Origin of the sequence: Pseudonocardia alni, from assembly GCF_002813375.1 — a bacterium.
Taxonomy (GTDB): domain Bacteria; phylum Actinomycetota; class Actinomycetes; order Mycobacteriales; family Pseudonocardiaceae; genus Pseudonocardia; species Pseudonocardia alni.
On record NZ_PHUJ01000003.1, the window covers coordinates 1,653,873 to 1,679,840 of the forward strand.

Here is a 25,968-nt window from a genome sequence, read left to right on the forward strand (position 1 = left end):
GTGGCCGCGGAGCGGGGTGCGCCGATGCACGACGTCGAGCGGGTCGAGGTGGTCGCGGGCAGCGGTGTCGTCGGCGACCGGTACTTCGGCACCCGGCACCGGCACGTCTCGGTGCAGAGCCGCGACGAGCTCGACGCCGCCGCCGACGCGCTCGGCGCCCCGGTGCCCTCGGGCGGCACCCGGCGCACCGTCACCGTCGACCACGGCACCGTCCCGACGACGCCCGGCACCCTGCTGCGGCTCGGCGACGTCGAGCTGGAGGTGGTGCGGAGGGCCGCACCGTGCCGGGTCATGGAGACCGCCGTCGGGCCGGGGGCGCGCCGCGCGCTGCACGACCGCGGCGGCGCGGTCTGCCGGGTGCTGACCTCCGGCGCGATCGCCGTCGGCGACCCGGTGCACATGCCCGCCGGGACGTGACCCGTCCGGTCACCGACGGTCACCCATCGGTGACGCAGAATGCCTGCCGACCGTCACGGGATCCCCGTCCGTGCGTTGGAGAGGTGACGGACTTCGACGAGCGGGGAGCGCCGGTGACGGATCCGATCAGCCGGCGGGCGGCGGGCATGGTGGCGGGACTGGTCGTCCTGGCCGGGGTCGCGGGCGCCGGGGTCGCCGGCGCGACCGCCGCCTCGGAGACCTCCTCGGGTGCCACCGAGGGTGAGAACAGCCAGGTCGCGCGGCAGGCGCACGCCGAGGCGCAGGTGCCGGGCACGCCGTGCTCGGTGTCGGCGCGGGCGTGTGTCGACCTGGATTCACAGCGTGCCTGGCTGGTCACCGACGGCGCCGTGTCCTACGGCCCGGTCCCGGTCGCCTCCGGCGGGGCGGGCCAGGAGACGCCGGTCGGGCACTCGTTCCGGGTGTACCGCAAGGCCGCCGACCACCGCAGCGGCGAGTTCGAGACACCCGACGGGGAGCCCGCCCCGATGCCGTGGTCGGTGTTCTTCGCCGACGGCGGGGTCGCGTTCCACGGCGGCGACCGGGACCGGGCGTCGGCAGGGTGTGTGAAACTCGACCCGGAGCCGGCGGAGGAGTTCTTCGCCGGGCTCCGGGTCGGGGACAAGGTGCAGGTGCTCAGCGCCGCCACCGAGCGCGAGCACCGCGCCGCCCTCAGCTGACCGGGGCCTCCGCCACGGTGCGGCGGCGGACGAGCAGCGACAGCAGGACGGCCAGCACCCCGACCCCGCCGGCGACGGCGAACGCGGCGTGCAGCCCGTCGGCGTCCGGGGAGGCCCCGGCGGCGCTCGCCGAGCCCAGCGCGGCGACGGTGACGAACAGCGCCGTCCCCAGCGCGCCCGCGACCTGCTGCAGCGTGGACAGGATCGCGCTGCCGTGGGAGTACAGCTCGTCGGGCAACGAGCCGAGCGCCTCGGTCATCAGCGGCGTCATCATCAGCGCGAGCCCGCCCATCAGGACCAGGTGGAAGCCGACGACCACGCCGAGCGGGGTGCCCGGGCCGAGGGTGGAGAACAGCAGCAGACCGGTCGCCATCAGCACCGCGCCGGGGATCACCAGCGGGCGGGCGCCGACGCGGTCGAACAGCGCGCCGACCGGGCGGCCGAGCAGTCCGAGCAGCAGCCCACCGGGCAGCACCACGAGCCCGGAGACCAGCGTGCTCGTCCCGAGCACGGTCTGCAGGTAGAGCGGCAGCAGCACCGCGGCGACGCCGATCAGCGACAGCAGCACCAGCGCGGTGAGCACCAGCGCCACGACGAACTGTCGGCGCCGGAACGGGCGCAGGTCCAGCAACGCGCGGTCGGAGCGCATCAGCCGCAGCTGGCGCAGCACGAACACCGCCAGCGCGACCAGCCCGACGACGACCGGCACCCACGGCGGGAGCCCCCCGCCGCCGTGGCCGCCCAGCGAGGACAACCCGTAGACCAGGCCGCCGAACCCGACGGCGGACAGCAGCACCGACACCACGTCGAGCGGGACCGGGCGGCCGCCGCCGTCGATGCGCAGCCACCGGGCGCCGGCCGCCATGGCGAGCGCGGCCAGCGGCAGGACCAGCCAGAACATCCAGCGCCAGCCCAGACCGGACAGGATCGCGCCGCCGATCGTCGGGCCGACCGCGGGCGCGACCGCGATGACGATCGTGATCGTGCCCATCGTCGCGCCACGCCGCTCGGCCGGCACCAGACGCAGGATCGTGGTCATCAGCAGCGGGATCATCATCGCCGTGCCGCCGGCCTGCACGATGCGGCCGATGAGCAGCACCGCGAACCCGGGCGCGAACCCGGCGATCGCGGTCCCCGCGGTGAACAACCCGAGCGAGGTGAGGAAGACCTGCCGCGGGGTGAAGCGGTCGAGCAGGTAGCCGGTGGTGGGGATAACCACGGCCATCGTCAGCAGGAAGCCGCTGGTCAGCCACTGGGTGGTGGTGGCGGGAACACCGAGGTCGACGCTCAGGTCACGCAGCGCGACGCTCAGCACGGTCTCGTTGAGGATCATCACGAACGCGGCGCCGACGAGGACGGCGATCAACGCTCCGGTCCGGTCGGCCGCTACCGGTTCGGTACGGGACGGGGTGGTGGTCACGCGGGATCTCCTGCCCGGGGAAGGGTCGTGGTGGCCGCGCGCAGGGCGCGGCCGAGTCGGTCGACGGGGTCGGTGCACCGGACGCCCGCGGCGAGCTCGACGGCGAGGTCCTCGCCGCTGATCCGCAGGGCGGCGGCGACGGCGGCGGCGTGCACCCGGACGTCCAGGTCGCCGGGCTCGCGGCCGGCGCGGGCCGCGATCACCTCGGCGAGCACCGGCTCGGCCCGCTCGTGCACCGCCAGCCACACCGCCCGCAGACCGGGCTCGGTGCGCGACAGCGCGATGACGGCCATCGCGGCGTCGGCGTCGGCGGCGTCGACCGGGTCCTGGGGCGGGCGGTACTCGGCGAGCAGGTGCTCGTCGAGGCCCACCCCCGCCGGCCAGCGCCGCAACGTCGCGACGACGGCGTCGATGCTGCGTGCGAGGAGCGGCTCCACGCAGCTCTCCTTGGTGCGGAACCAGCGCCACAATGTCCGGCCGGACAGCCCGACCTCCTCCGCGATCCGCTCGCCGCTGGTGGCGTGCACGCCGTGCTCCCGGAACAGCGCCACAGCCGCACGGGAGATCTCGAGGCGCTGCAGCTCGCGCCGGCGGTCGCTCATCGGCGCACGCCCGCGTCTGGTGTCGTCGAGTGTCTTCATGTCACTGCCCGACAGTAAGGAGATCGGCCGGTACCGGCCACGAGACGCTCGTCTCACAGTGCCTATTTGGCAGTTTGTGCCACGCTGGTCGAGCACGTGATCATGCAACGTCGAGGGAGCCACGAGCGTGACGACGACCGGGACCACCGACCCCACCGCGGCCGACCTGGACCGGCTGCGGGAGCGCTACCGCGCCGAGCGCGACCGCAGGCTGCGCCCCGACGGCACCGCCCAGTACCGGGCCTCGACCGGCGAGTTCGGCTTCTACGCCGACGACCCGTGGTCCGGGCCCGCCGACCGCGACCCGGTCCGCGACGAGGTGGACGTGCTGGTCGTCGGCGGCGGCTTCGGCGGGCTGGTCGCCGCGGCCCGGCTGCGGCAGGCCGGCCACGAGCGGATCCGGATCGTCGACGTCGCCGGGGACCTCGGCGGGACCTGGTACTGGAACCGCTACCCCGGTATCGCCTGCGACATCGAGAGTTCGATCTACCTGCCGCTGCTGGAGGAGATCGGCGGGATGCCGAGCCGCCGCTACCCACCGGGCGGGGAGATCCGGGCGCACGCCCGCGCCATCGGCGAGCGCTTCGATCTCTACCGCGACGCCCTGTTCCACACCGAGGTCACCACCCTGGTCTGGGACGACGACGCGCGGGCCTGGCAGGTCGGCACCGACCGCGGCGACGCGGTCACCGCCCGGTTCGTCGTGATCTCCTCCGGGCCGTTCAACCGGCCCAAGCTGCCCGGGATCCCCGGCATCGCCGACTTCGCCGGGCACACCTTCCACACCAGCCGGTGGGACTACGGCTGGACCGGCGGCGACGAGCGGGGCGGCCCGCTCGACCGGATCGGGGACCGCACCCTCGCGGTGGTCGGCACCGGGGCGACGGCGATCCAGTGCGTCCCGCACCTGGCCGGGGCCGCGCGGCACCTCTACGTCGTGCAGCGGACGCCGTCGTCGGTCGACACCCGCGACGACGCCCCCTACGACGAGGCCTGGTGGCGGGCACTGACCCCGGGCTGGCAGCGCCGCCGTCGCGAGGACTTCCTGCACCTGATGGACATGCGCCCGGCGCCGCACGGCTCCTCCGGCCCCGACGGCGTCGCGGACAGGTGGACCGACACCGCCCCGATCCGGGGCGCGCAGCGGCTCGCCCGGACCCGGGGCACCGAGGATCCGGCCGAGGCGCTGGAGATCGCCGACGCCGAGAAGATGGACGAGATCCGGGCCCGGGTCGACGAGATCGTCACCGACCCGGCGACGGCCGCGGCGCTCAAGCCCTGGTACCGCCAGCTGTGCAAGCGGCCCACCTTCAGCGACACCTACCTGCAGACCTTCAACCGGCCGGACGTGACCCTGCTCGACACGGCCGGGCAGGGCGTCGAGCGGATCACCCGCGACGGCCTGGTGGTCGACGGCGTCGAGTACCCGGTGGACGCGATCGTGTTCGCCACCGGGTTCGAGCTCGGCGCGGACCCCGCCACCCGGGCCGGGGCCGACATCCGCGGCCGCGACGGCGTCACCCTCGCCGAGCACTGGGCGGACGGGCTGTCCACCCTGCACGGCTGGGTCAGCCGCGGCTTCCCCAACCTGTTCCACGTGGGCGCCGGGCAGAACTCGGCGTCGGTGAACTTCGCGCACGTGCTCGACGAGCAGGCCGGGCACATCGCGGCGGTCTGCGCCGAGGCCGCGCGGCGCGGGGCGCGGGTCGTGGAGCCGACCGCGGCGGCGGAGGCGGCCTGGGTCGCGACGATCCGCGAGCGGGCCCGTGACCAGCACGCCTTCCTCGCCGGGTGCACGCCCGGCTACTACAACTTCGAGGGCCGCCCGCGGACGCGCAGCGAGCAGTTCGGCGGCGGCCCGGTCGAGTTCCACGAGATCCTGCGCGACTGGCGCGCCGGTGGGATGGACGATGTGTTCCCCGGCGGGGACGCGTGAGCGTGCGCCCGGTCGCGGGGCCGGACCGGGGACCCGTGCGGACCGCACCCGGGCTGCGCGCCGCGCCGCTGTGCCCGCCGAACCCGCTGTGGGCGTCCAACGGGATCGTGGCCGGCCCGGACGGCCGGCTGTGGATCGCGCAGTTCCTCGGCGGGACCGTGTCCGCGTTCGACCCGGCGACCGGCGGGCTCGAGACGGTGCTCGGGCCGGACGGGCCGCTCACCGCACCCGACGACCTCGTGTTCGGCGCCGACGGCGAGCTGTTCGTGGTCGACCTGCCCGCCGGGCTGGTGTGGCGCCGGGCCCCCGACGGGGCGACGGCCGTCGTCGCCGACGGGATCACCGCCCCGGACGGGATCGCCTGGCACCGCGGGCGGCTGTTCGTCAACGAGCTGTGCCCGGACGGCCGGCTGCTGGAGATCGACCCGGCCGGCGGGCCGCCGCGGGTGCTCGCGACCGGGCTCGCGCTCGGCAACGCGATGGAGGTCGGCCCGGACGAGCTCCTGTACTACCCGCACCTGCTCTCCGGCGAGGTGTGGCGGGTCGACCCCGACGGCGGCACCCCCGAACGGCTGCTGACCGGGCTGGACCGGCCGGTGGCCGTGCGCTTCGACCCCGCGGGACGGCTGCGCATCCTGTCCAACGGCGACCGCGGCGCCCTGTGGACCGCCGACGACGGGCGGATCACCACCACCCTCGACACCGGCGTCGGCGGCGCGGACAACGTCGTGTTCACCGCCGACGGCGCGGCCTGGGTGACCGGCGCCTTCCACGGCGGGCTGGTCCGGGCCGGCGTCGACGGCACGGTGACCACGGCGCTGCCGGCGGGCCTGTGCGGCCCCTGGGGCGTGGCCGCCGACGGTGCGGGTGCGCTCGTCGCCGACCACTTCTCCCTGGCCCGGGTGGCCGACGGAGCCGTCACCGTGCTCGGCGACGTCGTCACCGAGGTCCGCGGCGGGGTCCGCGGACTCGCCCGGCACCGCGGTGACACGGTCGTGACCACCGGGACCGGGGTGTGGCGCGGGCATCCCGGCTCCTGGACCCCGCTGGCCGACGGGCTGGCCGGGGCGACCGGCGTCGCCTCCTGCCGGGACGGGCTGCTGGTCGCCGAGACCGGCGCCGGGCGGGTCCTGCACCTCGCCGACGACGGCACCGCCACCGTGCTCGCCACGGGTCTCGACGGGCCGGTGGACGTGGCCGTCGACGGCACCGGGGCCGCCTACGCCACGCTGACCGGCGGCGGGCAGGTCGTGCGGCTCACCCGCGACGGCGACGCCACCGTGCTCGCCGCGGGTCTGCACCGGCCGGAGGGGATCGCCGTGGCCGGGGACGTGCTGTGGTGCGCGGAGGCCGCCGCGGGGCGGCTGCTGCGCATCGACCCGGCCGGCCGGACGGTCACCGTCGCGGCGTCGGGGCTGCCCTTCGACGTGCGGCCGCCGCACGTTCCCGCGGACTGCCGCAGCGGCGCGGCCACCCGGCCCACCCCGTTCGCCGGGATCGCCGCGGCCGACGACGGCTCCGTGCTCGTCGCGGTCAACGGCGCGGGCTACGTGCTGCGGGTCGGTCCCTGACCGGCCGCCCGCTCGCCGTCGACGCCGTGGGTCGCGGCGTCGACGGCCGCCGAGAGGCGCTCGCGCAGCTGCGTGGCCGGCGGGCGGCGCCCGCCGGCGGTGGCGGCGGCGATGTCCTCGGTCGCGACCCGCAGCGCCCCGTTGAGCGCCGCGGCCTGCACCCGCACGGCGACGTCGCCCGCAGCGCGGCCGAACCGGCCGGCGAGGATCCCGGCGAGCACCGGTTCCGCCCGCTCCTGCACGACGAGCCAGATCGCGCGCAGCGCGGGCTCGTCGCGGCTCATCCGGATCACCGCGAGCACGAGGTCGAAGTCGTCCGGGCCCGCGTCGGGGTGCTCGGCGTAGTCCCCGGCGAGATGCTCGGTCAGCCCGACGCCCGCGGGCCAGCGGGTCAGGCTCGCGGTGAACGCGTCGGTGGCCAGGCTCAGCACCGGCTCGACGCAGCTCTCCTTCGTGCGGAACCAGCGCCAGAACGTGCGCGCCGACAGCCCGACCGCCTCGGCGATCTGCTCCCCGCCGGTCGCGGCGACGCCGTGCTCGCGGAACAGCCGGATCGCGGCCCGGGAGATCTCCAGGCGCTGCAGGGTGCGGCGACGGTCGCTCATCGGCCGCCGTCCGCGCCGGACCGCCGTCCCCTCCGTCACACCGCACCCCCGAGTGCTCGCCGGGCGGTCAGCCTAGACGGCGGGCGTTGGCCCGCACCCGGGTGCGGATCGGCTCCAGCGCCCGCCCGAGGGTCTCCGGCCCCGGCTTCGAGGTGACCAGGACGACCGCGGCCCGGGAGAACCCGTCGACCTTCTCGGCCCACATCCGGTGGAACTCGCGGACCTCACGCGCCGGGGGCGGGAAGCCCGAGGTGAGCATCCGGGCGGTGCGACGCGCGATGACCAGCGGCGCGAACACCGCGATCTCGGCGAGCGAGAGGACGGCACGAGTGGTGGCGGGCACGGGACGGACGGTAGCCCCTGCTCCCGACACCCACGGGCCGCGCGCCGGTCGCCGAGGGCTCGCCGCCGGTCACCGCCGGTTCGGGTGGCGACACCCCCTCCCACGTTAACGATGGGGCGCGGGGCCACGACAGGTAACCGAACGCGACCCCGGGGAGGGCTCACACGCATGGCCGTCGAGACGTTCTGGGACGGGCTGGAACGGCGCATCGCCGCCGGCGAACCGCCACACGGGGAGCACCCGGGCGTCGCGCCGGACGGGGTGACGCCCGAGGCGCTGCGCCGCGTCCTGGACCTCGAGGCGCACCACCTGCGCCGCTCCGGCACCGCGCCGGTCGCCCAACACCTGCTCGCCGGGGCCGTCCTGGCCGGGGAGGCCGCGCTGGCCGGGGCAGCCCGGGCCCGGCTCACCGCCCAGGGCGTCCCCGCGCTGACCACCCGCTGGCGCACCCGGCCGCCGTCGGCCGCGCTGAGCCGGGTCCTGGAGGGTCACGGCGACGCGGTCGTCGCGCTGCTCGCCGGACCGGACGGCCTGCTGCTGTCGCTCGACGCCTCCGGTGAGAGCGGTGCCTGGGACGCCGGGACCGGACACGCGGTCCCGGACCCGCTCGCCGGGCCCGGCGGTCCGCGGCCCCCGGCCTCCGCGGTCCACGCCCGGACGGTCGCCCTGTCCCCCGACGGCGGCCTGGTCGCCCTCGCCGGTGACGACCCCGTGGTGCGGGTGCTGGCCACCGACGGCCCGGCCCGCGGCGCCGAGGTGACGACCCTGGCCGGGCGGCCCGGCCCGGTGACCGCGCTCGCGGTGACCGGGACCGCCCCGACCCGGGTGGTCGCGGGCGGCGCCGACGGCGCGGTGCGGGTGTGGGACGTGACCAGCGGCGCGGCCGTCTCGGTCGCCCGCGGCCACGCCGGCCCGGTGACCGCGCTGACCGCGACCGGCCAGGGCACCGTCGTGTCCGGCGGGGTGGACGGCACGCTGCGGTCCTGGGACCCGGCGACCGGGGCCCCGCTGGGACTGCTGGAGGGCGGGCCCGCCGTGGTCGCCGTGGTGGTGCCGGCGGCGGGGCAGCTGCTCGCGGCCACCGCCGACGGTGCGCTGCACGTGTTCGCGCTGGTCGACGGGGTGCCGCAGGACGCGGTGCGGCTCGACGTCCCCGGCGACGGGGTCGCGGTCACCGCGGCCGCGTGCGCCGGTGCGGGCCGGGTCGTCGTCGGGCGGGTGGACGGGACCGTGCAGCTCGTCCCGACCACCGGCCCCGGCCCGGTCGCCGAGCTCGCCGGGCACGGCGCCGCGGTGCGGGCGGTCACCGCCGACGCCGCGGGCACCGTCGTCGCGACCGGGGACGACCACGGCCGCGTCCTGGTCTGGGATCCGGCACGGGCCCGGCCGGGTGCCGGCGGGCACACCGGGGTCTCCCCCGCGGTCGGTGCGGTCGCCGCGAGCACGGGCCTGGTCGTCTCGGCCGGTCGCCGCTCCGACGGGCTGCTCGCGCACGATCCGGCCACCGGCGCGCGTCGCTGGAGCGTCCCGGCCGGTGCGGGCCCGCTGTGGTTCGACCCGTCCGGGACGAGGCTGTTCGCCGTCACCGGGACCGCGACCGTCGAGGAGCGCTACGCGACGACCGGGGTGCGGGCCGGCGCGGTGTCGCTGCCCGGCCGTGTGCTGGCCGGGCGGGGCGCGCTGGTGGTGACCGGTGAGACGGACGGCACGGTCGCCGTGCGCGACGCGCGCAGCGGGCGGGCCTTCCGCACCACCCGGCTGCCGTCGGCACCGCGGGTGGCCGCGCCGACCCCCGGCGGGGCGACGGTGCTGCTCGCCGCGGACGGCCTGCTGGCCTGCTGGCGGCCCGCCGCGGCGGAGGTGGTCACGGTGGCGCTGCCGGCCGGGCTGGTCACCGCCGTCGCCGTCGACGACGACGGCTGCCACGGCGTGGTCTGCGACGCCGACGGCCGGGTGCACGTCTGGCGGGCCGGGTCGGCCGCGGTGACGACGGTGCGCGCCGACGCGGCGCACCTGACCGCGGCCGCCGGTGCGGGCCGGTGCCGCGCGGTGACCGCGGGCTCGGACGGCACGGCGGTGCTGTGGGACCTGACCTCGGCGACGGCGCTCGGCCGGGTGCCGCTGGACGCGCCGCTGACCGCGGTCGCGGTGGGGGGCGGGACGGTGGTCGTCGGGGACGGGTGCGGCGAGGTGCACTGCCTCGACCTGCTCGCCGGGGCCGCCGCGGCCGTCCCGGACGGTGTCATCCCCGAGCAGGGCGGCGCGGCGGTGGTCCCGGCGCCACGCACCGGGACCACGGACCGCGAGGCGGCCGCTCAGCTCAGCGAGTAGCCCTCGAACTTCTCCCGCAGGGTCTTCTTGGAGAACTTGCCGACGCTCGTCTTGGGCACCTCGTCGATGAACTCGACGGCATCGGGGAGCCACCACTTGGCGACCCGGTCGGTCAGGAAGGCGAGGAGCTCGTCGGCGGTGAGGGTCTCGCCGTCCTTCACCACGACGCAGGCCATCGGGCGCTCCACCCAGCGCTCGTGCGGGATCGCGATGACCGCGGCCTCGGCGACCTTCGGGTGCGCCATGATCTCGTTCTCCAGCTCCACCGAGCTGATCCACTCACCACCGGACTTGACCAGGTCCTTGGTGCGGTCGACGAGCTTGACGTAGCCCGAGCCGTCGACGACGGCGACGTCGCCGGTGCGCAGCCAGCCGTCGGAGGTGAACTGCGTGCCGCCGCCCTCGCCGCGGTAGTACTCCGAGGCGATCCACGGGCCCGCCACCTGTACCTCACCGCTGGTGGTGCCGTCCCAGGGCTGCTCGGCACCGGTCTCGGGGTCGGCGATGCGCAGGTCGACGAGCGGGACCGGGGGGCCCTGCAGGGCGCGCACGGTGGCCTTGTCGTCGTCGGACAGGTCGTCGTGCTGGGAGCGCAGCACGCCCAGGGTCGCCACCGGCGAGGTCTCGGTCATCCCCCATCCCTGCAGGACCGGCAGGCCGATCGCGGTGCGGAAGCCCTCCGACATCGACTTCGGCACCGCCGAGCCGCCGCAGAGCAGGATCCGCAGCGACGAGCAGTCGTACTCGCCGAGCTTGGGCAGCAGGCCCATCCAGATCGTCGGGACGCCCGCGGCGACGGTGACGCGGTGGTCCTGGATCAGCGTCAGGACCGCGTCCGGGGTCATGCCGGGCCCGGGCAGCACCAGCGAGGTGCCGGCGAGCAGGCAGCCGTAGGGCAGGCCCCAGGCGTTGGCGTGGAACATCGGGACGACCGGCAGGACCACGTCGCGCTCGCAGAGCCCGACGCCGTCGGCGAACAGGGTCGCGAGCGAGTGCAGCAGCGTCGAGCGGTGCGAGTAGACGACGCCCTTGGGGTTGCCGGTGGTGCCGGAGGTGTAGCACATGGCGGCGGCGGTGTTCTCGTCGGAGACGACGAACCGGCCCGCGAACGGCTCGGCCGCGGCCAGGAGCTCCTCGTAGAGCCGGATGCGCGGGTCGTCGGGGATCTCGGTCGGCGCGCCGTCGTCGATGACGACGACGTGGCGCACCGTGGTCATCCGGTCCACGTGCGGCCAGAACAGGCCGAGCAGGGAGCGCTCGACGAACACGACCTCGTCCTCGGCGTGGTCGGCCACGTAGACGAGCTGGTCGGGGAACAACCGCAGGTTGAGCGTGTGCAGGACCCGGCCGGTGCACGGCACCGCCAGGTATAGCTCCAGGTGCCGGTCGGTGTTCCAGCAGAACGTCCCGACCCGGCCGTCGGCGGAGACGCCGAGGGTGTCGAGCACGGTGGCCAGCCGGCGGGTGCGTACGGCCCACTCGGCGACCGTGGTGGTGCGGACCGTCCCCGCCGGGGTGGCGGTGACGATCTCCTTGTGTCCGAAGTACTGCTCGGCACGGTGGAAGACGTGCGGCAGCGTCAGGGGACGGTCCTGCATCAGACCGAGCATCGTTGCTCCTGGGGGCTTCCGGGGTGGGGTCGACGCGACCCTACCGTAACTCCGGATATGGATTGGACTATCCGGTCACTGCATCCGGGGGTCGCGAACGCGGCGTCCGGAGTAATCGGACACCCGCTGTCAGCAGGCGTGACGCACTGTCCTAACGTTCTTCCCGACGTCCGCGAACCGTCAGGTTCCGGACGCGAGCACGCAGGGTCAAGCAACCGGCCCGGCATCCCGGGGTCCGCCCCGGGAACCGTTTCCGCAGACATCATCTGCCGGACGCGCCGGGCCAGGTCTCCGGTGCCGCTCGCCGCGGCACCCGCCGAACCGTCGCGTTCCGGCGCGGCGGAGGTCGAGATGTTTTCCGGGTCCTCGGACGCGCAGATCCTGCGCGCCTGCTGCGACGATCCCGCGTTCCGTGCCACGCGCTCCCCGTACCTGGTCGTCGACCGGGAGTTCACGGTCGTGGGGGCGAACGCGGCCTTCTGTGCGGCGACCCTGCGCGCGCCCGGCGAGCTGGTCGGCAGGCCGCTGACGGCCGCGCTGCCGGACAACCCGCACCGGCCCGGCGCCGACGGCGTCGCGAGGCTGACGGCGTCGCTGTCGCGGGTGCTGCGCCTCGGGCTGCGCGACCACCTGCCGGTGCAGCGTCACGACGTGCCCGCGGCGACGGGCACGCCCGGCTTCGTCGAACGGGTGTGGGTCACGGTGAACTCCCCGCTGGTCGCCCCGGACGGGCGGGTCATCGGGGTGTTGCACCACATCGAGGACGTCACCGGGTTGATCAGCCCCGGCGCCGAGGGCAGCGACCTCGCCGCCGCGGCGCTGGCCCGCGCCCTGGACACCGAGAACAGTCACCTGCGGGCCCGCTTCTCCCGGCACGTCAGCATCGAGCAGGCGAAGGGGGCCCTCATGGCCCAGCGCGGCTGCTCCGCCGACGAGGCGTTCACCCTGCTGCGCCGGCTCTCGCACGAGACGAACCGGAAGCTGCACGTGGTCGCCGAGGCGCTGCTGGCGGACACGGTCGGGCAGCGGCACTGAGCCGTCACCACCCGTTCGCCCGCAGACCGTGCCGGAGCGCGATCACTGGGGCACGATGGATGGTCACGAGTCGATCGACGGAGGCGACATGGTGGACCCGCACGCGGCCGTCCCGGGCCGGACCGCAGGCACGCTGACCGGCCGGTACCTGCTGGTGCTCAGCGACGAGCTGCTGGCCGACCACGACACGGCCCGCTCGGCGGTGGCGGAGCTGACCGGCCTGTCCGAGGTGACCAGCAGCCGCGACGACACCCCGGGGGTCCACCCGACGCTGTTCGCCCGGCTCGGCGTCGCCGTCGCCGAGCTGGACCCGGCCCGGCTGCGCACTGTGCGGGCCGACCGCCGGGTGCTGTCGGTGGAGCCCGAACGCGTGCTGCGCGCCCTGTCCCGGCCCGGGCTGAGCGCCGACTACCTGCGCGGGTTCGCCGACGCGGCGGGCTTCCTGGCCGAGCGCGCCGCCGCGTCGGAGACCGCCGACGCGCCCGCCGCGGCCCGGTTCGCCGACAACGACCAGGTCACCTGGGGACTGCAGGCCACCGGCGCGGACGTCGCCGCCGAGACCGGCGCCGGGATCACCGTCGCCGTCCTCGACACCGGCCTCGACCTCGGCCACCCCGACTTCGCCGGGCGGCAGATCGAGTCGCGCTCGTTCGTCGACGGCCAGGAGGTCGCCGACGTGCAGGGGCACGGCACGCACTGCATCGGCACCTCGTGCGGGCCGCTCGCCCCCGGTTCGGGACGCCGCTACGGCATCGCCCACGAGGCGAGGATCCTGGTCGGCAAGGTGCTCGGTGACGACGGATCCGGCACCGACGCCGGCATCCTCGAGGGCATCGAGTGGGCGATCTCCTCCGGCGCGCAGGTCGTCTCGATGTCGCTGGGCGCGGACCTCGACGAGGTCTCCGCCGCCTACGAGAACGCCGGGCGGCGCGCGCTCGACGCGGGCACCCTGATCGTCGCCGCGGCCGGCAACAACGCCGAGCGCTCGACCGGGAACGTCGGCTTCGTCGGCGTCCCGGCGAACAGCCCGTCGATCATGGCGGTCGCCGCGGTCGACGCCGCGCTGGCCATCGCCGACTTCTCCGCGGCGAGCTCCGCGGTCGAGGGCGGGCAGATCGACATCGCCGGCCCCGGTGTGGACGTCTACTCGTCGTGGCCGATGCCCCAGCGCACCAACACGATCTCGGGCACCTCGATGGCCACCCCGCACGTCTCCGGGATCGCGGCGCTGTGGTCGCAGCGCACCGGCGCCCGCGGGCGCGACCTGTGGACCCAGCTCACGCAGGCCGCCCAGCGGCTGCCGCTGCCCTCGGGCGACGTCGGCGCGGGCCTCGTCCGGGCCCCGGGCCGATGAGCACGACCGGGAGGCTGCTGGTGTCGGTGGCCGACGGGCACGTCGCCGACGACGTCGCGCGGGCCTGCGCGGCCGCCGGGCTGCAGGTGGAGAAGGTGCTCACGGGGGTCGGGGTGGTCGTCGGGACGTGCGGCGACCCGGACGCCCTGCGGACGGTCACCGGGGTCGCCGCGGTCGAGCCGGACCGCGAGGTCCACCTCGACCGCGATCAGCCGGGACCCGCGTAATCGGTCGACGCGCAGCCCGTATGTCCGATACGGTGATGCCAGTCGATCGCGCCCGGTGACACGCCGGCCGCGACGAACCGCCCGGACCGTCCCCGGGAGGCGCCCACCCGGCGCCCCGGCCACGGCCGGTGCCACCGACCCCGTACCGGCACCGCGCGATCCCGCGCGGCGCGGCACCCCGCCGCGTACCGGACACCACCTCGACCGAAACGACCATTCCTGTGCAGGCCTCCGTCCACCCACCCGTCACCGACCCCACCGTCCGGGGCGCCGTCGACCGGCTCACCGCCGAGTTCGCCGGCCGTTTCTCCGCCGACCTCGTCGACCACGTCGTGCGCGGCTCCCGCCGCGACCTCGACGTCGTCTCCGCCGCAGCGCTCCCCGAGATGGTCGAGCGCCTCGCCCGTCAGCGGCTGATCGAACACCTCTGATCCGTCCGGCCGCATCGCCGGGCAGGATGGTCGCCATGTCGCGTCCGCTGTCCGGTCTGCACGTCGTCGAGTGCGCGAGTTTCGTCGCCGGTCCCACCGGTGGCATGACGCTCGCGCAGCTCGGGGCCTCGGTGATCCGCATCGACCCGCTCGGGGGCGGCCCCGACCACGGTCGCTGGCCCGCCGCCGGGCACGGCACCGGCGACTCCTACTACTGGGCCTCGCTGAACAAGGGCAAGCGCTCGATCAGCATCGACCTGCGCTCCGACGAGGGCCGCGAGCTCGTCCTGGGCCTGGCGACGGCGCCGGGCCCGGACCGCGGTGTCCTCGTCGACAACGTCGTGGGCCGCCGCTGGATGGCCAACGACGCGCTCGTCGCGCGTCGACCGGACCTGGTGCACGTGCGCGTGCAGGGCTACCCGGACGGCCGTCCCGCCGTCGACTACACCGTCAACGCCGAGGTCGGGATCCCGCAGATCACCGGTAGCGAGGAGGGCGCGGCCCCGGTCAACCACGTACTGCCCGCGTGGGACCTGGTCACCGGCATGTCGGTCGCGACTGCCGTGCTCGCCGGGGTGTACCAGCGCTCCCGCACCGGCGCCGGGGTGTACTCCGAGATCGCGCTGTCCGACGTGGCGCTGGCCGGCGTCGCCAACCTGGGCTGGCTCTCCGAGGCCGACGAGCGCGGGCACGAGCGGCCCCGGCACGGCAACCACGTCTACGGCAGCTTCGGCGTCGACTTCGCCTGCTCCGACGGGAACCGGGTGATGGTCGTCGCGCTGACCCCGGCGCAGTGGAACGCGCTGGTGTCGGTCACCGGGACCGGTGACGTGTTCGCCGCACTGGAGCCCGCCCTCGACGCCGATCTGACCTCGGAGACCGAGCGCTACCGGCTGCGCGAGACGATCGCGGCGGTGCTGCGGCCGTGGTTCGCCGCGCGCGACTCGGCGACCGTGGAGTCCGAGCTGAACCGGGCCCGCGTGCTGTGGGGCCGCTACCAGGGGATGACCCACGTCGTCGCCGAGCACCGCGCCGGAGGGCACCCGCTGCTCGCCGATCTGGCGCTGCCCGGTGGCGCCACCGGTATCACCGCGCGCTCGCCGATCCGGTGGGACGCCGACCACGGTGACCCCGGTGCCGCCCCCGAGCTGGGCCGGGAGACCGACGAGGTACTCGCCGACGTCCTCGGTCTCGACGAGCGCACCATCGGCGGGCTGCACGACCGCGGCGTCGTCGGGTAGAGAATCCCCGTGACCGACGCACAGCTGACCGAGGCGCGGTGGACCCACGTCGCGCTGCCCACCGGCGACCTCGACGCCGCCATCGACTTCTACACGACGATGACACCCCTCACCGTCGTCGAACGCTTCTCCGACGACGCCGGGCGGAGCGCCTGGCTGTCCAACGCCGGTCAGGTGGAGACACCGATGGTGCTGGTCCTGGTGTCGTTCGACGCCGAGCAGGGTGGCGAGCTGGGGCTGCTGCGCCCCTTCGCCCACCTGGGGATCGAGGTGCCGACCCGCGACGACGTCGACGCCGCCGCCGACCGCGCCCGGGACGCGGGGTGCCTGCACTGGGAGCCGCGGCAGATGCCGGGGCCGGTGGGGTACATCTGCGCGCTGACCGATCCGGACGGGAACGTCGTGGAGTTCTCGTACGGGCAGAAGGTGTTCACCTCGGTGCGGGAGAAGTGGGGCTGAGGCCCCGGGGTTCGCGTGGGGCCCGGTCGGGCCCACCGTCGGGGCCGACGACGAACGGGGTGATGCGCGATGTCCACCCCACCAGCCGCCCCCGGGGAGTCGAATGATCCCGTCCCCCGCCACCTGGCCGGCGGTGGTCGCGCCGTCCAGGTGAGAACCGGTATGCAGGTGCTTCCCTCTCGTGCCGGAGACATCACCCCAGCTCAAGGATTCGCGATAGCGAACGAAAACTAGTGATCGAACACACGTTCGAGTATCGTCGACGGTGTGACCGCCACCCATGAACCACCCGCCCACGCCACCGGCGTGCTCGCAGGCGGGTTCCCCTCGGGTGACCTCACCCTGCTCCGGTTCCACCTCGACCACGCCCTCGCCGCCGACACCTCCACGTTGTCCGAAGCCGAGCTGATCGACCAGATCCAGGAGATCGAGACTCTCCGGGCTTCCCTCGCCGCCCTCCAGACGGACCGGATCCGCGCCTTCGCCCAGGCCCATGTCGACAGCCACCGCGTCGACGACCGGATCGACGTCGACAAGATCCACCGCAGCGTCGTCGCCCAGATCCAACTGGCCTGCCGGGTCTCCACCACCGAGGCCCGCACCCGCGTCGCCGACGCCCGCGACCTGCACGCCGGGCTCGACGACGTCCGGCGCCTCCATGAAGCCGGACAGCTCAGCGCCGCCAAGGCCACGGCGATCGCCGTCGAGTGCCGCGACCTCGACACGATCCAGCGGGCGCAGATCGACGCCCGCCTCGCCACCAACCGAGACCTGACCCGGTACGGCATCGGGCGCCTGCGCGCGATGACCCGCCGCCTGGTCGCCGAGATCACCCCGGAGCGCTTCCGCGCCCGCGTCCACGCCGCCAAGGCCGAACGACGGGTCACCCTGCGACCCGCGCCGGACGCGATGAGCTACCTGACCGCCTACGTCCCGGTCGAGCAGGGCGCCGCCTGCCTGGCCGCGCTGCAGAAGGCCTTCGTCGAGGTCCAGGTCCACCCGCAGCCGCTGACCCGCACCCGCGGGCAGGTCCTGGCCGACACCCTCGTCGAGCGGGTCACCGGCCAGGCCACCGCGACCGCCGTCAACCTGGAAGTCCAGGTCACCGTCCCGGTCCAGGCCCTGCTCGACCACACCTCCCCGCTCCCCGCCGAGATCCCCGGCCTCGGACCCGTCCCCGCCGACCTGCTCGCCACCCCAGAGGGGACGAAGTCCCTGCGCCGCCTGCTCACCGACCAGGGCATCGTCATCGGCGGCGACGCCCGGCGACGCACCTTCACCGGACTCCTCGCCACCCTCGTCAGAGCCCGTGCAGAGAACCGGTGCACCGAGCCCTACTGCGACGCACCCGTCCGCCACCTCGACCACATCCACCGCGACGCCGACGGCGGACGCACCGAGCTCGACAATGGACGCCGGGTGTGCGAGTTCCACAACCACGTCCGCGAACAACCCGGCTGGCAGGTCTTCCGCGCTCCGGACGGCATCGTGGTCACCGTGACACCGACCGGACACAGGTACTGCGGTCCGGCACCACCGCCGCCCACACCACCACCGTGTGCACCGACATGACCTCGACGCCGACGACCGGGCGTGGATACAGCTCCGCGCCCGGGCACCCAGCGGCAACGCCGCGCGCACCCCACCGATCCGATGGGGTGCGCGAGGTGGTGGCGAGCGTGTCAGGAGGTCGGGGCGGACAGGTCGTAGACGGTCTGACCACCGACGGTCGTCGCCGTGTAGTGCTCGGCGACCCAGGTCGCGATCCGGCTACTCGTCGAGTCGCTCTGCCCACCGGGGCCGCCGGGCCCACCGCCCTGGCCGCCCGCTACGTAGTAGGCGATCCGGCGCTGCTCCACGTCGGACCGGAACTCGGCGAGGGTGACGGCGGAGTCGCTGCCGGCCCACCCGCCGGTCGACATGACCGCGGTCCCACTCGCCAGCTCCAGCGACGCGGCGGTCTGGGAGGTGGCGACCGCGGCCGACCAGGTCGTCCCCGACAAGGACCGCGTCGCGGCGAGCAGTGAGGTCAGCTCCGCCGAGGTCGCGCTACCGGAGCCGGGCACGCCACCGCCCTGCCCCGGGGCTGTTGCCCCGGCACCACCGAACCCACCCGTGCCGTCGGCCTCACCCGGGCCGGCCGGGCCCGAGCCGGGACCACCGGACGCGCCGGTGCCGGTGCCGGTGCCGGTGCCGGTGCCGAACGAGCTCGACACCGTCCCGACCGAGGGAATGCTGCCGGTGTGCCCGGTCGACGCCGTCGCCACCGCGTACACCCCGGTCCCGAGCATCCCCGCCACCAGCACCGCGACCAGACCGGACCGCACCACCGCTCGCCCCCGGCCGGGCCCGAGCATCAGCCCCGCCGCGACCACCGTGACCGCCCCGACCGGCCGTGACAGCCAGGAGAAGGACTCCGCGCTCACCACCAGCAGCGCGACCGCCCAGCCACCGGTGACGAGCACCGTCGTCGCGGCGACGATCCGCGCCCACCGGGCACCCCGATCCCGCCACAGCGCCGCCCCGCCGACGGCCACCACTCCGGCGAGCCCCGGGGCCAGCGCCACCGTGTAATACGGGTGCATCGTGCCGCTCATCATCGAGAACACGGCCGCCGTGACGAGCGTCCAGCCACCCCACAGCAGCAGCGCCGCGCGGGTCCGGTCGGTCCGCGGCGCCCGCCGGGTGACCCACAGCCCGGCGACGAGGAGGATCAGCGCGGCCGGCAGCAGCCAGGAGATCTCGTAGGCGAGCTCACCGGTGAACAGCCGCAACGGACCGGCCGAGCCGCCGAAGCCGGTGTTGCCACCACCGCTTCCCCCGCCGGGACCGCCACCGTTGCCGGTGCCGCCGAGCAGCCGGCCGAGGCCGTTGTAGCCCAGCGCGAGCTCGAGCAGCGAGTTCGTCGTCGACCCGCCGATGTAGGGGCGGTCGGACGCGGGCCACAGCTCCACCAGCGCGATGAACCACCCCGCAGAGACGACCATCGCCGCCACCGCGGCGCCCATCTGCACGATCCGGATCCGCATCCGCGGCGAGCCGGCGACCAGGTACACAAGCCCGAGCGCCGGGACGACCAGCAGCGCCTGCCCCATCTTCGTGAGGAACGCGGACCCGACCGCCGACCCGGCCGCGACCAGCCACCAGGTGGACGCCCGCACCGAGGCGGCGTCGACGGCGCGCGAGCCGGCCCAGGCCGCGACGACCAGCAGCAGCGTCAGCAGCGCGTCCGGGTTGTCGAACCGGAACATCAGCACCGCCGCCGGGGGCAGCGCCAGCACCGCACCCGCGAGCAGCCCCGCGGCGGGCCCGGCCCACCGCCGCACCGTCGCGTGCAGCAGGGCCACCGCGCCCACACCCATCAGCGCCTGCGGCACGAGCAGGCTCCACGAGGAGAACCCGAACAGCCGCGCCGACGCCGTCATCACCCACAGCGCCGCGGGCGGCTTGTCGACGGTGATTGCGTTCCCGGAATCCAGCGACCCGAACAGCCATGCCTTCCACGACTGCGTCCCGGCCTGCACCGCGGCGGCGTAGAAGTCGTTGGCATAGCCCGAGGCCGACAGGTCCCACAGGTACAGCAACGCCGTCCCGGCGAGCAGGACGAGCAGCCCCGGCCGCGCCCAGCCCGGGTCACCGGCCGGGCCACGCAGCAGGCGGGCCACCCGCCCCGGCGGGACGGCGGGAGGGGCGGCGGGCGGGGCCGGGACGGGCGGCGCGCCGGCGCGGTCCCGTCCCGGCCGGACCGGGGTCGCAGTGCTCACGGATGATCTCCTCAGGGGTCGTGGCGGCAGGACCCCACCGTCGACGCCGGCACTGTCGCGATGCTGTCCGGTCCCTGTGCGCGGTCTGTGAGCGATGAGTTCCGGGCGCGACGCCGGTCACGCCTCACATGACCGAGCCGATCACCGCCGCCCTGCCACCCGTCGTCGACACCGCCACCTGGGAGCGCGAGCTCGCCGCGCTGCGCGTCCGGGAGAAGGCCGCCACCCGCGAGCTGGACGCCATCGCCGCCGCCCGTCGCCGGCTGCCGATGGTCGAGATGCCCGACTACGTCCTGCGCGGCGAGAACGGCCCCGTCCGCCTCGCCGAGATCTTCGACGGCCACCCGCAGCTGATCGTCTACAGCCACATGTGGCACGACGGCGCCGTCTGGCAGTGCGGCGGGTGCACGGGGTTCACCTCGCAGTTCACCCGGCTCGCCGGCCTGGAGAAGTTCGACGCCCGCTTCGTGGTCGTCACCCAGGGCCCGATCGACGAGGCGCTGGCCTACCGGCGTCGCGTCGGCAACACCATGGCCTGGTACTCGACGGCCGACAGCAGCTTCGGCACCGACGTCGGCGCCCCGCCCGGGGGCGGCTTCGCGGTCAACGTGTTCCTGCGCGACGGCGACCGCGTCTTCCGCACCTGGCACACCGACGGCCGCGGCACCGAGCAGCTGTCCTACCTGTTCCCGCTGGTCGACGTGCTGCCCTACGGCCGCCAGGAGGTCTGGCAGGACTCGCCGGAGGGCTGGCCGCAGGGCCCCACCTACAGCCGGTGGGCCGGGCCGCAGGAGATCGCCGCCGCCTACGGCGAGGGCTGAGCCCGCGCCCGTACCCCGGCCAGGACGGTGTCGACGACCGCCGCCGCGTAACCCCGGGCGTCGTCGCGGGCGGCGAGGTGCGCGGGGGTGGTCGCGACGTGGTTGCGCACCGCCCCCGCGACCAGGTCCGCGACCAGCGCCACCGACGTCCCGGCGGGCAGTTCACCGCGCTCGATGCCGCGGCGCACCATCGTGCGCGCCCCGCGGACGTGCTCGGGGTAGGCGTCGTCGGCGAGCGCGCCCGCGATATCCGGGACCCGGTGGGAGTCGACGAGCAGCCGTTCGACCAGCCGGCCGTCGTCGCTCGTGGCGAACGCCGTCCACAGCTCGGCGAAGGTCACCAGGTCCTCGCGCAGCGAGCCGGTGTCGATGTCGGCGACGAAGCGGGCCCGGTCACGCACCGCCGCCACCAGCAGCGCCGCCCGGGTCGGCCAGCGCAGGTACAGCGACCCCTTCCCGATCGAGGACCGGCGGGCCACCTCCTCGAGCGACAGCCCGGACCAGCCTCGCTCGCCGTAGACCTCGCGGGCGGCGGCGAGGGCGCGACGGTCGACGTCCGGGTCGCGCGGACGTCCGCTGCGGCGCGACGGCGGGGGCACGGCGGCGATCCTGCCAGACGGTGCTGTGACCACCGACCCACTTCTGGACGGTGTCCGTCCGTAATACGCTCACCGGTGTGATCAGGACAGCGCTGACCGATCTGCTGGGCGTCGAGCACCCGATCGTCGGGTTCAACCGGTCCCCCGCGGTGGTGACCGAGGTGAGCCGCGCCGGCGGGTTCGGGGTACTCGCCGCGGTCTCCTACACCGCCGAGGAGCTCGATGCGCAGCTGACCTGGATCGAGGAGCAGCTCGACGGGCGGCCCTACGGGGTCGACCTGCTCGTCCCGGAGAAGACCGCCGACACCGGGGCCGACCGGGAGGACCTCGTCGCCGCGTTGCGTGCGCAGCTCCCGGCCGAGCACCTCGCCTTCATCGACGACCTGCTCGACCGCTACGGCATCCCGCGGGTGCCGGTCGACCCCGGGCGCGACGCGATCGCGGCGGGGATGAGCCGGCGCGGCGCCGAGGCCCAGCTCGACGCGGTGTTCGCCCACCGGCCCGCGCTCGTCGCGAACGCGCTCGGTACCGCGCCGCCGCACCTCGTGGAGCGCGCGCACGACGCCGGGATGGCCGTCGCCGCGCTGGTCGGGACCCGCCGGCACGCCGAGCGGCAGCTCGCGGCCGGGGTCGACGTGCTCGTCGCGCAGGGCACCGAGGCCGGTGGGCACACCGGCACGATCGCGACGACGGTGCTCACCCCGGAGATCGTCGATGTCGCCGGGGACCGTCCGGTGCTGGCCGCGGGCGGCATCGCCTCGGGCGACCAGATGGCCGCCGCGCTCGCGCTCGGCGCGGCCGGGGTGTGGTGCGGCTCGGTGTGGCTGTGCAGTGTCGAGGACGTGGCGCCGGAGTCGGTGAAGCGCAAGTTCCTCGCCGCGGGCAGCGGCGACACCGTCCGCTCCCCCGCCCGGACCGGCAAGCCCGCCCGGCAGCTGCGCAGCGCCTACCACGACGCGTGGTCCGCACCCGGCGCGCCGGCGCCGCTGCCGATGCCGCTGCAGCCGCTGCTGACCCTGCAGGCCTGGTCGAGCATCGACGCCGCAGCCGACGCCGGGAACCCCGGCGCCCAGGAGCTGCAGTCGTTCTTCGTCGGGCAGGTCGTCGGCGCGTTCACCGAGCTGCGCGGCGCGGGCGAGATCACCCGGGAGATGGCGCGCGACTGCGAGCAGCGTATCGCCGCGCTCGCGGGGCTGGTCCGATGAGCCTCGACCCGCGGACACCCGTCGTCGTCGGGGTCGGGGAGGCCTCCGAGCGGATCGGCGAGCCCGGCTACGCCGCCCTGTCACCGGTCGGGCTCGGTGCCGCCGCGGCGGCCGCGGCGCTCGCCGACACCGGCGCCGACCCGGCCGCGGTCGCGGCGGCGCTGACCGTCGTCGCCGGGGTGCGGCAGTTCGAGATGTCGGTGCCCGGGGCGGTCGCGCCGCTGGGCCGGGCGGACAACTACCCGCGTGCGGTCGCCCGCCGCGTCGGCGCCGACCCGCGGCGGGCGGTGCTCGACGTCGTCGGCGGGCAGTCCCCGCAACGGCTCGTCAGCGAGTTCGCCGGCGCGATCGCCCGCGGGGAGGCCGGGGCGGTGCTGCTCGTCGGGGCCGAGGCGATGTCGACCGTGCGGGACTTGATGTCGCGTCCCGAGGCCGAGCGGCCCGACCACGGCGAACACGTCGGCGGCACGCTGGAGGACCGCGGGTACGGCTCGGAGCTGCGCAGCCCGGCCGCCGAGGCGCACGGTGTGCTCTCCCCCGCCGCCTACTACGCGCTGTGCGAGAACGCCCGCCGCGCCCGGCTCGGCCTCGCACGGGACGCCTACGCCCACGGGATGGGCGAGCTGTTCGCGCCGTTCACCCGGGTCGCCGCCGGGCACCCGCACGCCGCCGCACCGCGGGTCCGAGAGCCCGACGAGCTCGTCACGACCGACGACCGCAACCGGATGATCACCGACCCCTACCCGCGGTTCCTCGTCTCGCGCGACCAGGTCAACCAGGGCGCCGCGGTCGTCCTCACCTCGGTCGGCACCGCACACGACCTGGGGATCGACCCGCAGCGGTGGGTGTTCCTGCACGGCCACGCCGACCTCACCGAGCACGCCGTGCTCGACCGCCCCGACCTGGGCGCCTACCCGGCCGCCGAGGCCGCCGTCCGGCACGCCCTGGACCGCGCCGGGACCGGCGTGGACGACCTCGCCGCGATCGACCTGTACTCCTGCTTCCCGATCGCGGTGTCCTCGGTCGCCGACCCCCTCGGGCTGGCCGCCGACGACCCGCGCGGGCTCACCGTCACCGGTGGGCTGCCGTTCTTCGGCGGGCCGGGGAACGACTACTCGATGCACGCGGTCGCCGAGGTCGTGCGACGCCTGCGGGCCGACCCGGGTACGTACGGCCTGGTCGGCGCGAACGGCGGGTTCCTGTCCAAGTACTCCGCCGGGGTCTACTCCACCCGCCCCGCCCCCTGGCGCGACGACGACAGCGCCGCGCTCCAGGCCCGGCTCGACGCCGTTCCCACCGTCCCGACGACGACCGCCGCCGACGGCGCGGCGACCGTCGAGACCTGGACGGTGCGCCACGACCGCGACGGCAGCCGGCACGCGGTCGTCGTCGGCCGGCTCGACGACGGCGGTGCGCGGTTCGTCGGGTGCGGTCGCGACGACGAGCTGCCGGAGCTGCTCGCCGGCGACCCGGCCGGGGCGGCGGTACGGGTCCGGCCAGACGGGAAGCTGACGATCGTCACGCCGCGCTGACGGGTGTCCGGACCCCGTGACCGCGAGGTCGCCGAGCGCGAGCCGTCACGTCGCTGCGACGCCGGACCGGCGCACGGCCGCCGTCGAGGGCTGAGCCACCTCCCCCAGGGCCGTGCCGAGGATGTCCACGCCGCGGCGGATCTCGGCCTCGGTCGCGGTCAGCGGCGGCGCGATCCGGAACGTCCCGCCCATGCCGGGCAGCTGCACGATGTTCATGTGCAGCCCCAGCTCGGCGCACCGCGCGGTGACGGCCGCCCCGAGCGCGTCGGTGTCGGAGCCCGCCAGCTCCAGGCCCACCAGCAGGCCGCGGCCGCGGACGTCGCCGATCATCCCGGTCGTGCGGGCCAGGTCCCGCAGGCCGTCCTGCAGCAGCGTGCCCAGCTCGCGGGCGCGCAGGTCGAGCCGGTCGCGGGTGAGCACGTCGAGCACGGTGAGCCCGACCGCCGCCGGGAGGGGGTCGTTGACGTGGGTGGTGAAGAACAGGAAGCCGCGCTCGTGCGCGACCTGCTCGATCGCGGCCGTGGTGAGGACGGCGGCGAGCGGCAGGCCCGCCCCGAGCGTCTTCGACAGCGTGAGGATGTCGGGGACCACGCCGTCGCGCTGGTGGGCGTACCAGTCGCCGGTGCGGCACAGACCTGTCTGGGCCTCGTCGAGGATCAGCAGCATGCCGCGCTCGTGGCACTTGTCGCGCAGCGCCGCCAGGTAGCCCGGCGGCAGGTCGACGACCCCGCCGGAGGACAGGACCGGCTCGACGATGCAGGCGGCGAGGCTGCCGACGGACTGGGCGTCGATCAGGGCGAACCCGAGGTCGAGCTGGCGGCGCCAGTCGAGCTCCCCGGCGTCGTCGACGAGGTCGGGGCGGTAGCGGTCGGGCACCGGCAGCGCGAAGTTGCCGGGGGCGGCGGGACCGTACCCGGCGCGGCCGGCGACGTAGGTCGCGTTCGCCGCGGCCTGGGTCATGCCGTGCCAGGACCGGGCGAAGGAGACGATCTCGTGCCGGCCGGTGACGAGCTTGGCCATCCGGATCGCGGCCTCGTTGGACTCCGCGCCGGTGGTCAGCAGCATCGCCCGGTCCAGGCCGCCGCCGACCGAGGCGCACAGCCGCTCACACAGCTCCAGCACCGGCCGCGACAGCATCCCGCTGTAGAGGTGGTCGAGCCGTCCGACCTGGTCGCGGACGGTCGCGACGATCTCCGGGTGCGAGTGCCCGAGGATCGCGCTCATCTGCCCGGAGGTGAAGTCGAGCAGCTCACGGCCGTCCTCGGTGGTGACGGCGCTCCCTTGGGCCCGGGCGATCACGCCGGGGGTGAAGCCGCCGCGGCCGGAGTAGCGGATGAGGTGCTCGGTCATCCCCGGGAGTCTGGCAGCCGCGGCGGCGTCGCGATACGAACGTCGCGATACGAACTCCGTGCCGCGAGCCGACCGCGGCCGCCGTCCGTCGACGACTACGCCGGGTCGTGCGCGGGCGGCCGAGCGCCGGGGCGCAGCAAGGCCGGCTCAGGCGCCCGGACCAGCCGGGTGACGGTGTCCTTGACCGGGGACGGCGACGTCGTAGGCCTCGTCGCGACGACCACCAGGTCCGCGGGCCGGGCGAGGGCTACGTCAGCGCCGCGGTGTGCCCGGCGCGCCGGCAGACGGCGTGCACCTCGTGCCCGGTGTCGGCCATCAGCCCGGCGTACACCGAGCCCATCGCGCCGCATCCGACGATCACCACCACCGCCACGGCGC

Annotated in this window: 24 protein-coding genes; 15 read left to right on the top strand and 9 right to left on the bottom strand. The window is 75.4% G+C overall.

Annotation, left to right across the window (positions count from 1 at the left end):
• Positions 1-24: 24 nt before the first annotated feature.
• Together ATL51_RS08500 and ATL51_RS08505 are read left to right on the top strand one after the other, a co-directional pair.
• Positions 25-417 (top strand): MOSC domain-containing protein, encoded by a 393-nt coding sequence (locus ATL51_RS08500; RefSeq protein WP_202417693.1) that lies wholly within the window; start codon positions 25-27, stop codon positions 415-417.
• 113 nt (positions 418-530) lie between these two features.
• Positions 531-1,115, top strand: a complete 585-nt coding sequence (locus ATL51_RS08505) for a L,D-transpeptidase (protein WP_301548948.1) — start codon at positions 531-533, stop codon at positions 1,113-1,115.
• Here the strand turns inward: ATL51_RS08505 and ATL51_RS08510 are convergent.
• Both ATL51_RS08510 and ATL51_RS08515 read right to left on the bottom strand, forming a co-directional pair.
• A complete protein-coding gene (locus ATL51_RS08510; RefSeq protein WP_100878251.1) occupies positions 1,108-2,535 on the bottom strand; it encodes a DHA2 family efflux MFS transporter permease subunit in 1,428 nt (475 codons plus the stop codon). The two genes, ATL51_RS08505 and ATL51_RS08510, sit on opposite strands and share 8 nt — an antisense overlap.
• A complete protein-coding gene (locus ATL51_RS08515) occupies positions 2,532-3,137 on the bottom strand; it encodes a TetR/AcrR family transcriptional regulator (RefSeq protein ID WP_073577231.1) in 606 nt (201 codons plus the stop codon). The genes ATL51_RS08510 and ATL51_RS08515 overlap by 4 nt, the downstream gene beginning before the upstream one ends.
• Before the next feature lie 166 nt (positions 3,138-3,303).
• Here ATL51_RS08515 and ATL51_RS08520 point away from each other — a divergent pair, with 166 nt between their 5' ends.
• A complete protein-coding gene (locus ATL51_RS08520) occupies positions 3,304-5,112 on the top strand; it encodes a flavin-containing monooxygenase (RefSeq protein WP_100878252.1) in 1,809 nt (602 codons plus the stop codon).
• 35 nt (positions 5,113-5,147) lie between these two features.
• A complete protein-coding gene (locus ATL51_RS08525) occupies positions 5,148-6,683 on the top strand; it encodes a Vgb family protein (protein WP_139282937.1) in 1,536 nt (511 codons plus the stop codon).
• Here ATL51_RS08525 and ATL51_RS08530 read toward each other — a convergent pair.
• Entirely contained in the window at positions 6,659-7,288 is a 630-nt protein-coding gene (locus ATL51_RS08530) for a TetR/AcrR family transcriptional regulator (RefSeq protein ID WP_073577234.1), read from the bottom strand. The two genes, ATL51_RS08525 and ATL51_RS08530, sit on opposite strands and share 25 nt — an antisense overlap.
• A 67-nt stretch (positions 7,289-7,355) precedes the next feature.
• Positions 7,356-7,631 (bottom strand): hypothetical protein, encoded by a 276-nt coding sequence (locus tag ATL51_RS08535; protein WP_062396425.1) that lies wholly within the window; start codon positions 7,629-7,631, stop codon positions 7,356-7,358.
• A gap of 168 nt (positions 7,632-7,799) precedes the next feature.
• On the opposite strand from ATL51_RS08535, the gene ATL51_RS08540 reads away from it, so the two are divergent.
• Positions 7,800-9,962, top strand: coding sequence for a WD40 repeat domain-containing protein (locus ATL51_RS08540; protein WP_073577235.1), 2,163 nt, complete (start codon positions 7,800-7,802; stop codon positions 9,960-9,962).
• Here ATL51_RS08540 and ATL51_RS08545 read toward each other — a convergent pair.
• Complete coding sequence (locus tag ATL51_RS08545; protein WP_073577236.1) at positions 9,947-11,572, bottom strand: long-chain fatty acid--CoA ligase; 1,626 nt, start codon at positions 11,570-11,572, stop codon at positions 9,947-9,949. The two genes, ATL51_RS08540 and ATL51_RS08545, sit on opposite strands and share 16 nt — an antisense overlap.
• 351 nt (positions 11,573-11,923) lie before the next feature.
• On the opposite strand from ATL51_RS08545, the gene ATL51_RS29345 reads away from it, so the two are divergent.
• The 7 genes from ATL51_RS29345 (at position 11,924) to ATL51_RS08580 (ending at position 17,891) form a co-directional block, all read left to right on the top strand.
• Entirely contained in the window at positions 11,924-12,607 is a 684-nt protein-coding gene (locus ATL51_RS29345) for an ANTAR domain-containing protein (RefSeq protein WP_073577313.1), read from the top strand.
• Between the two features lie 88 nt (positions 12,608-12,695).
• The gene (locus ATL51_RS08555) at positions 12,696-13,961 is read left to right on the top strand and encodes a S8 family serine peptidase (RefSeq protein WP_073577314.1); all 1,266 of its coding nucleotides are present in this window, start codon (positions 12,696-12,698) and stop codon (positions 13,959-13,961) included.
• Positions 13,958-14,188, top strand: a complete 231-nt coding sequence (locus tag ATL51_RS08560; RefSeq protein WP_073577237.1) for a hypothetical protein — start codon at positions 13,958-13,960, stop codon at positions 14,186-14,188. Before ATL51_RS08555 ends, ATL51_RS08560 begins: the two co-directional genes overlap by 4 nt.
• Positions 14,189-14,409: 221 nt before the next feature.
• Entirely contained in the window at positions 14,410-14,619 is a 210-nt protein-coding gene (locus tag ATL51_RS08565) for a hypothetical protein (protein ID WP_073577238.1), read from the top strand.
• Between the two features lie 35 nt (positions 14,620-14,654).
• The gene (locus tag ATL51_RS08570) at positions 14,655-15,860 is read left to right on the top strand and encodes a CoA transferase (RefSeq protein WP_073577239.1); all 1,206 of its coding nucleotides are present in this window, start codon (positions 14,655-14,657) and stop codon (positions 15,858-15,860) included.
• A gap of 9 nt (positions 15,861-15,869) precedes the next feature.
• Positions 15,870-16,319 carry a VOC family protein gene (locus ATL51_RS08575; protein ID WP_060711293.1) on the top strand — a complete coding sequence of 150 codons (450 nt, stop codon included), beginning with the start codon at positions 15,870-15,872 and terminating at the stop codon, positions 16,317-16,319.
• 267 nt (positions 16,320-16,586) lie between these two features.
• Positions 16,587-17,891, top strand: coding sequence for an HNH endonuclease (locus tag ATL51_RS08580; protein WP_100878254.1), 1,305 nt, complete (start codon positions 16,587-16,589; stop codon positions 17,889-17,891).
• Between the two features lie 110 nt (positions 17,892-18,001).
• Here the strand turns inward: ATL51_RS08580 and ATL51_RS08585 are convergent, their stop codons facing one another.
• Complete coding sequence (locus ATL51_RS08585; protein ID WP_100878255.1) at positions 18,002-20,083, bottom strand: glycosyltransferase family 39 protein; 2,082 nt, start codon at positions 20,081-20,083, stop codon at positions 18,002-18,004.
• Between the two features lie 128 nt (positions 20,084-20,211).
• On the opposite strand from ATL51_RS08585, the gene ATL51_RS08590 reads away from it, so the two are divergent.
• Positions 20,212-20,904: a DUF899 family protein gene (locus ATL51_RS08590; RefSeq protein ID WP_100878256.1), complete on the top strand. Its 693-nt coding sequence runs from the start codon at positions 20,212-20,214 to the stop codon at positions 20,902-20,904.
• On the opposite strand, the gene ATL51_RS08595 is transcribed toward ATL51_RS08590, so the two are convergent.
• Positions 20,889-21,503: a TetR/AcrR family transcriptional regulator gene (locus tag ATL51_RS08595; RefSeq protein ID WP_167409977.1), complete on the bottom strand. Its 615-nt coding sequence runs from the start codon at positions 21,501-21,503 to the stop codon at positions 20,889-20,891. The genes ATL51_RS08590 and ATL51_RS08595 overlap by 16 nt on opposite strands.
• Before the next feature lie 77 nt (positions 21,504-21,580).
• Here ATL51_RS08595 and ATL51_RS08600 point away from each other — a divergent pair, with 77 nt between their 5' ends.
• Complete coding sequence (locus tag ATL51_RS08600) at positions 21,581-22,708, top strand: NAD(P)H-dependent flavin oxidoreductase (RefSeq protein ID WP_301548949.1); 1,128 nt, start codon at positions 21,581-21,583, stop codon at positions 22,706-22,708.
• Positions 22,705-24,240, top strand: coding sequence for an acetyl-CoA acetyltransferase (locus ATL51_RS08605; protein WP_100878258.1), 1,536 nt, complete (start codon positions 22,705-22,707; stop codon positions 24,238-24,240). The genes ATL51_RS08600 and ATL51_RS08605 overlap by 4 nt, the downstream gene beginning before the upstream one ends.
• 45 nt (positions 24,241-24,285) lie before the next feature.
• Here ATL51_RS08605 and ATL51_RS08610 read toward each other — a convergent pair whose 3' ends face one another.
• Positions 24,286-25,590: an aspartate aminotransferase family protein gene (locus tag ATL51_RS08610; RefSeq protein WP_100878259.1), complete on the bottom strand. Its 1,305-nt coding sequence runs from the start codon at positions 25,588-25,590 to the stop codon at positions 24,286-24,288.
• Positions 25,591-25,837: 247 nt separating this feature from the next.
• A complete protein-coding gene (locus ATL51_RS08615; protein ID WP_100878260.1) occupies positions 25,838-25,963 on the bottom strand; it encodes a 2-dehydropantoate 2-reductase N-terminal domain-containing protein in 126 nt (41 codons plus the stop codon).
• Positions 25,964-25,968 lie beyond the last annotated feature (5 nt).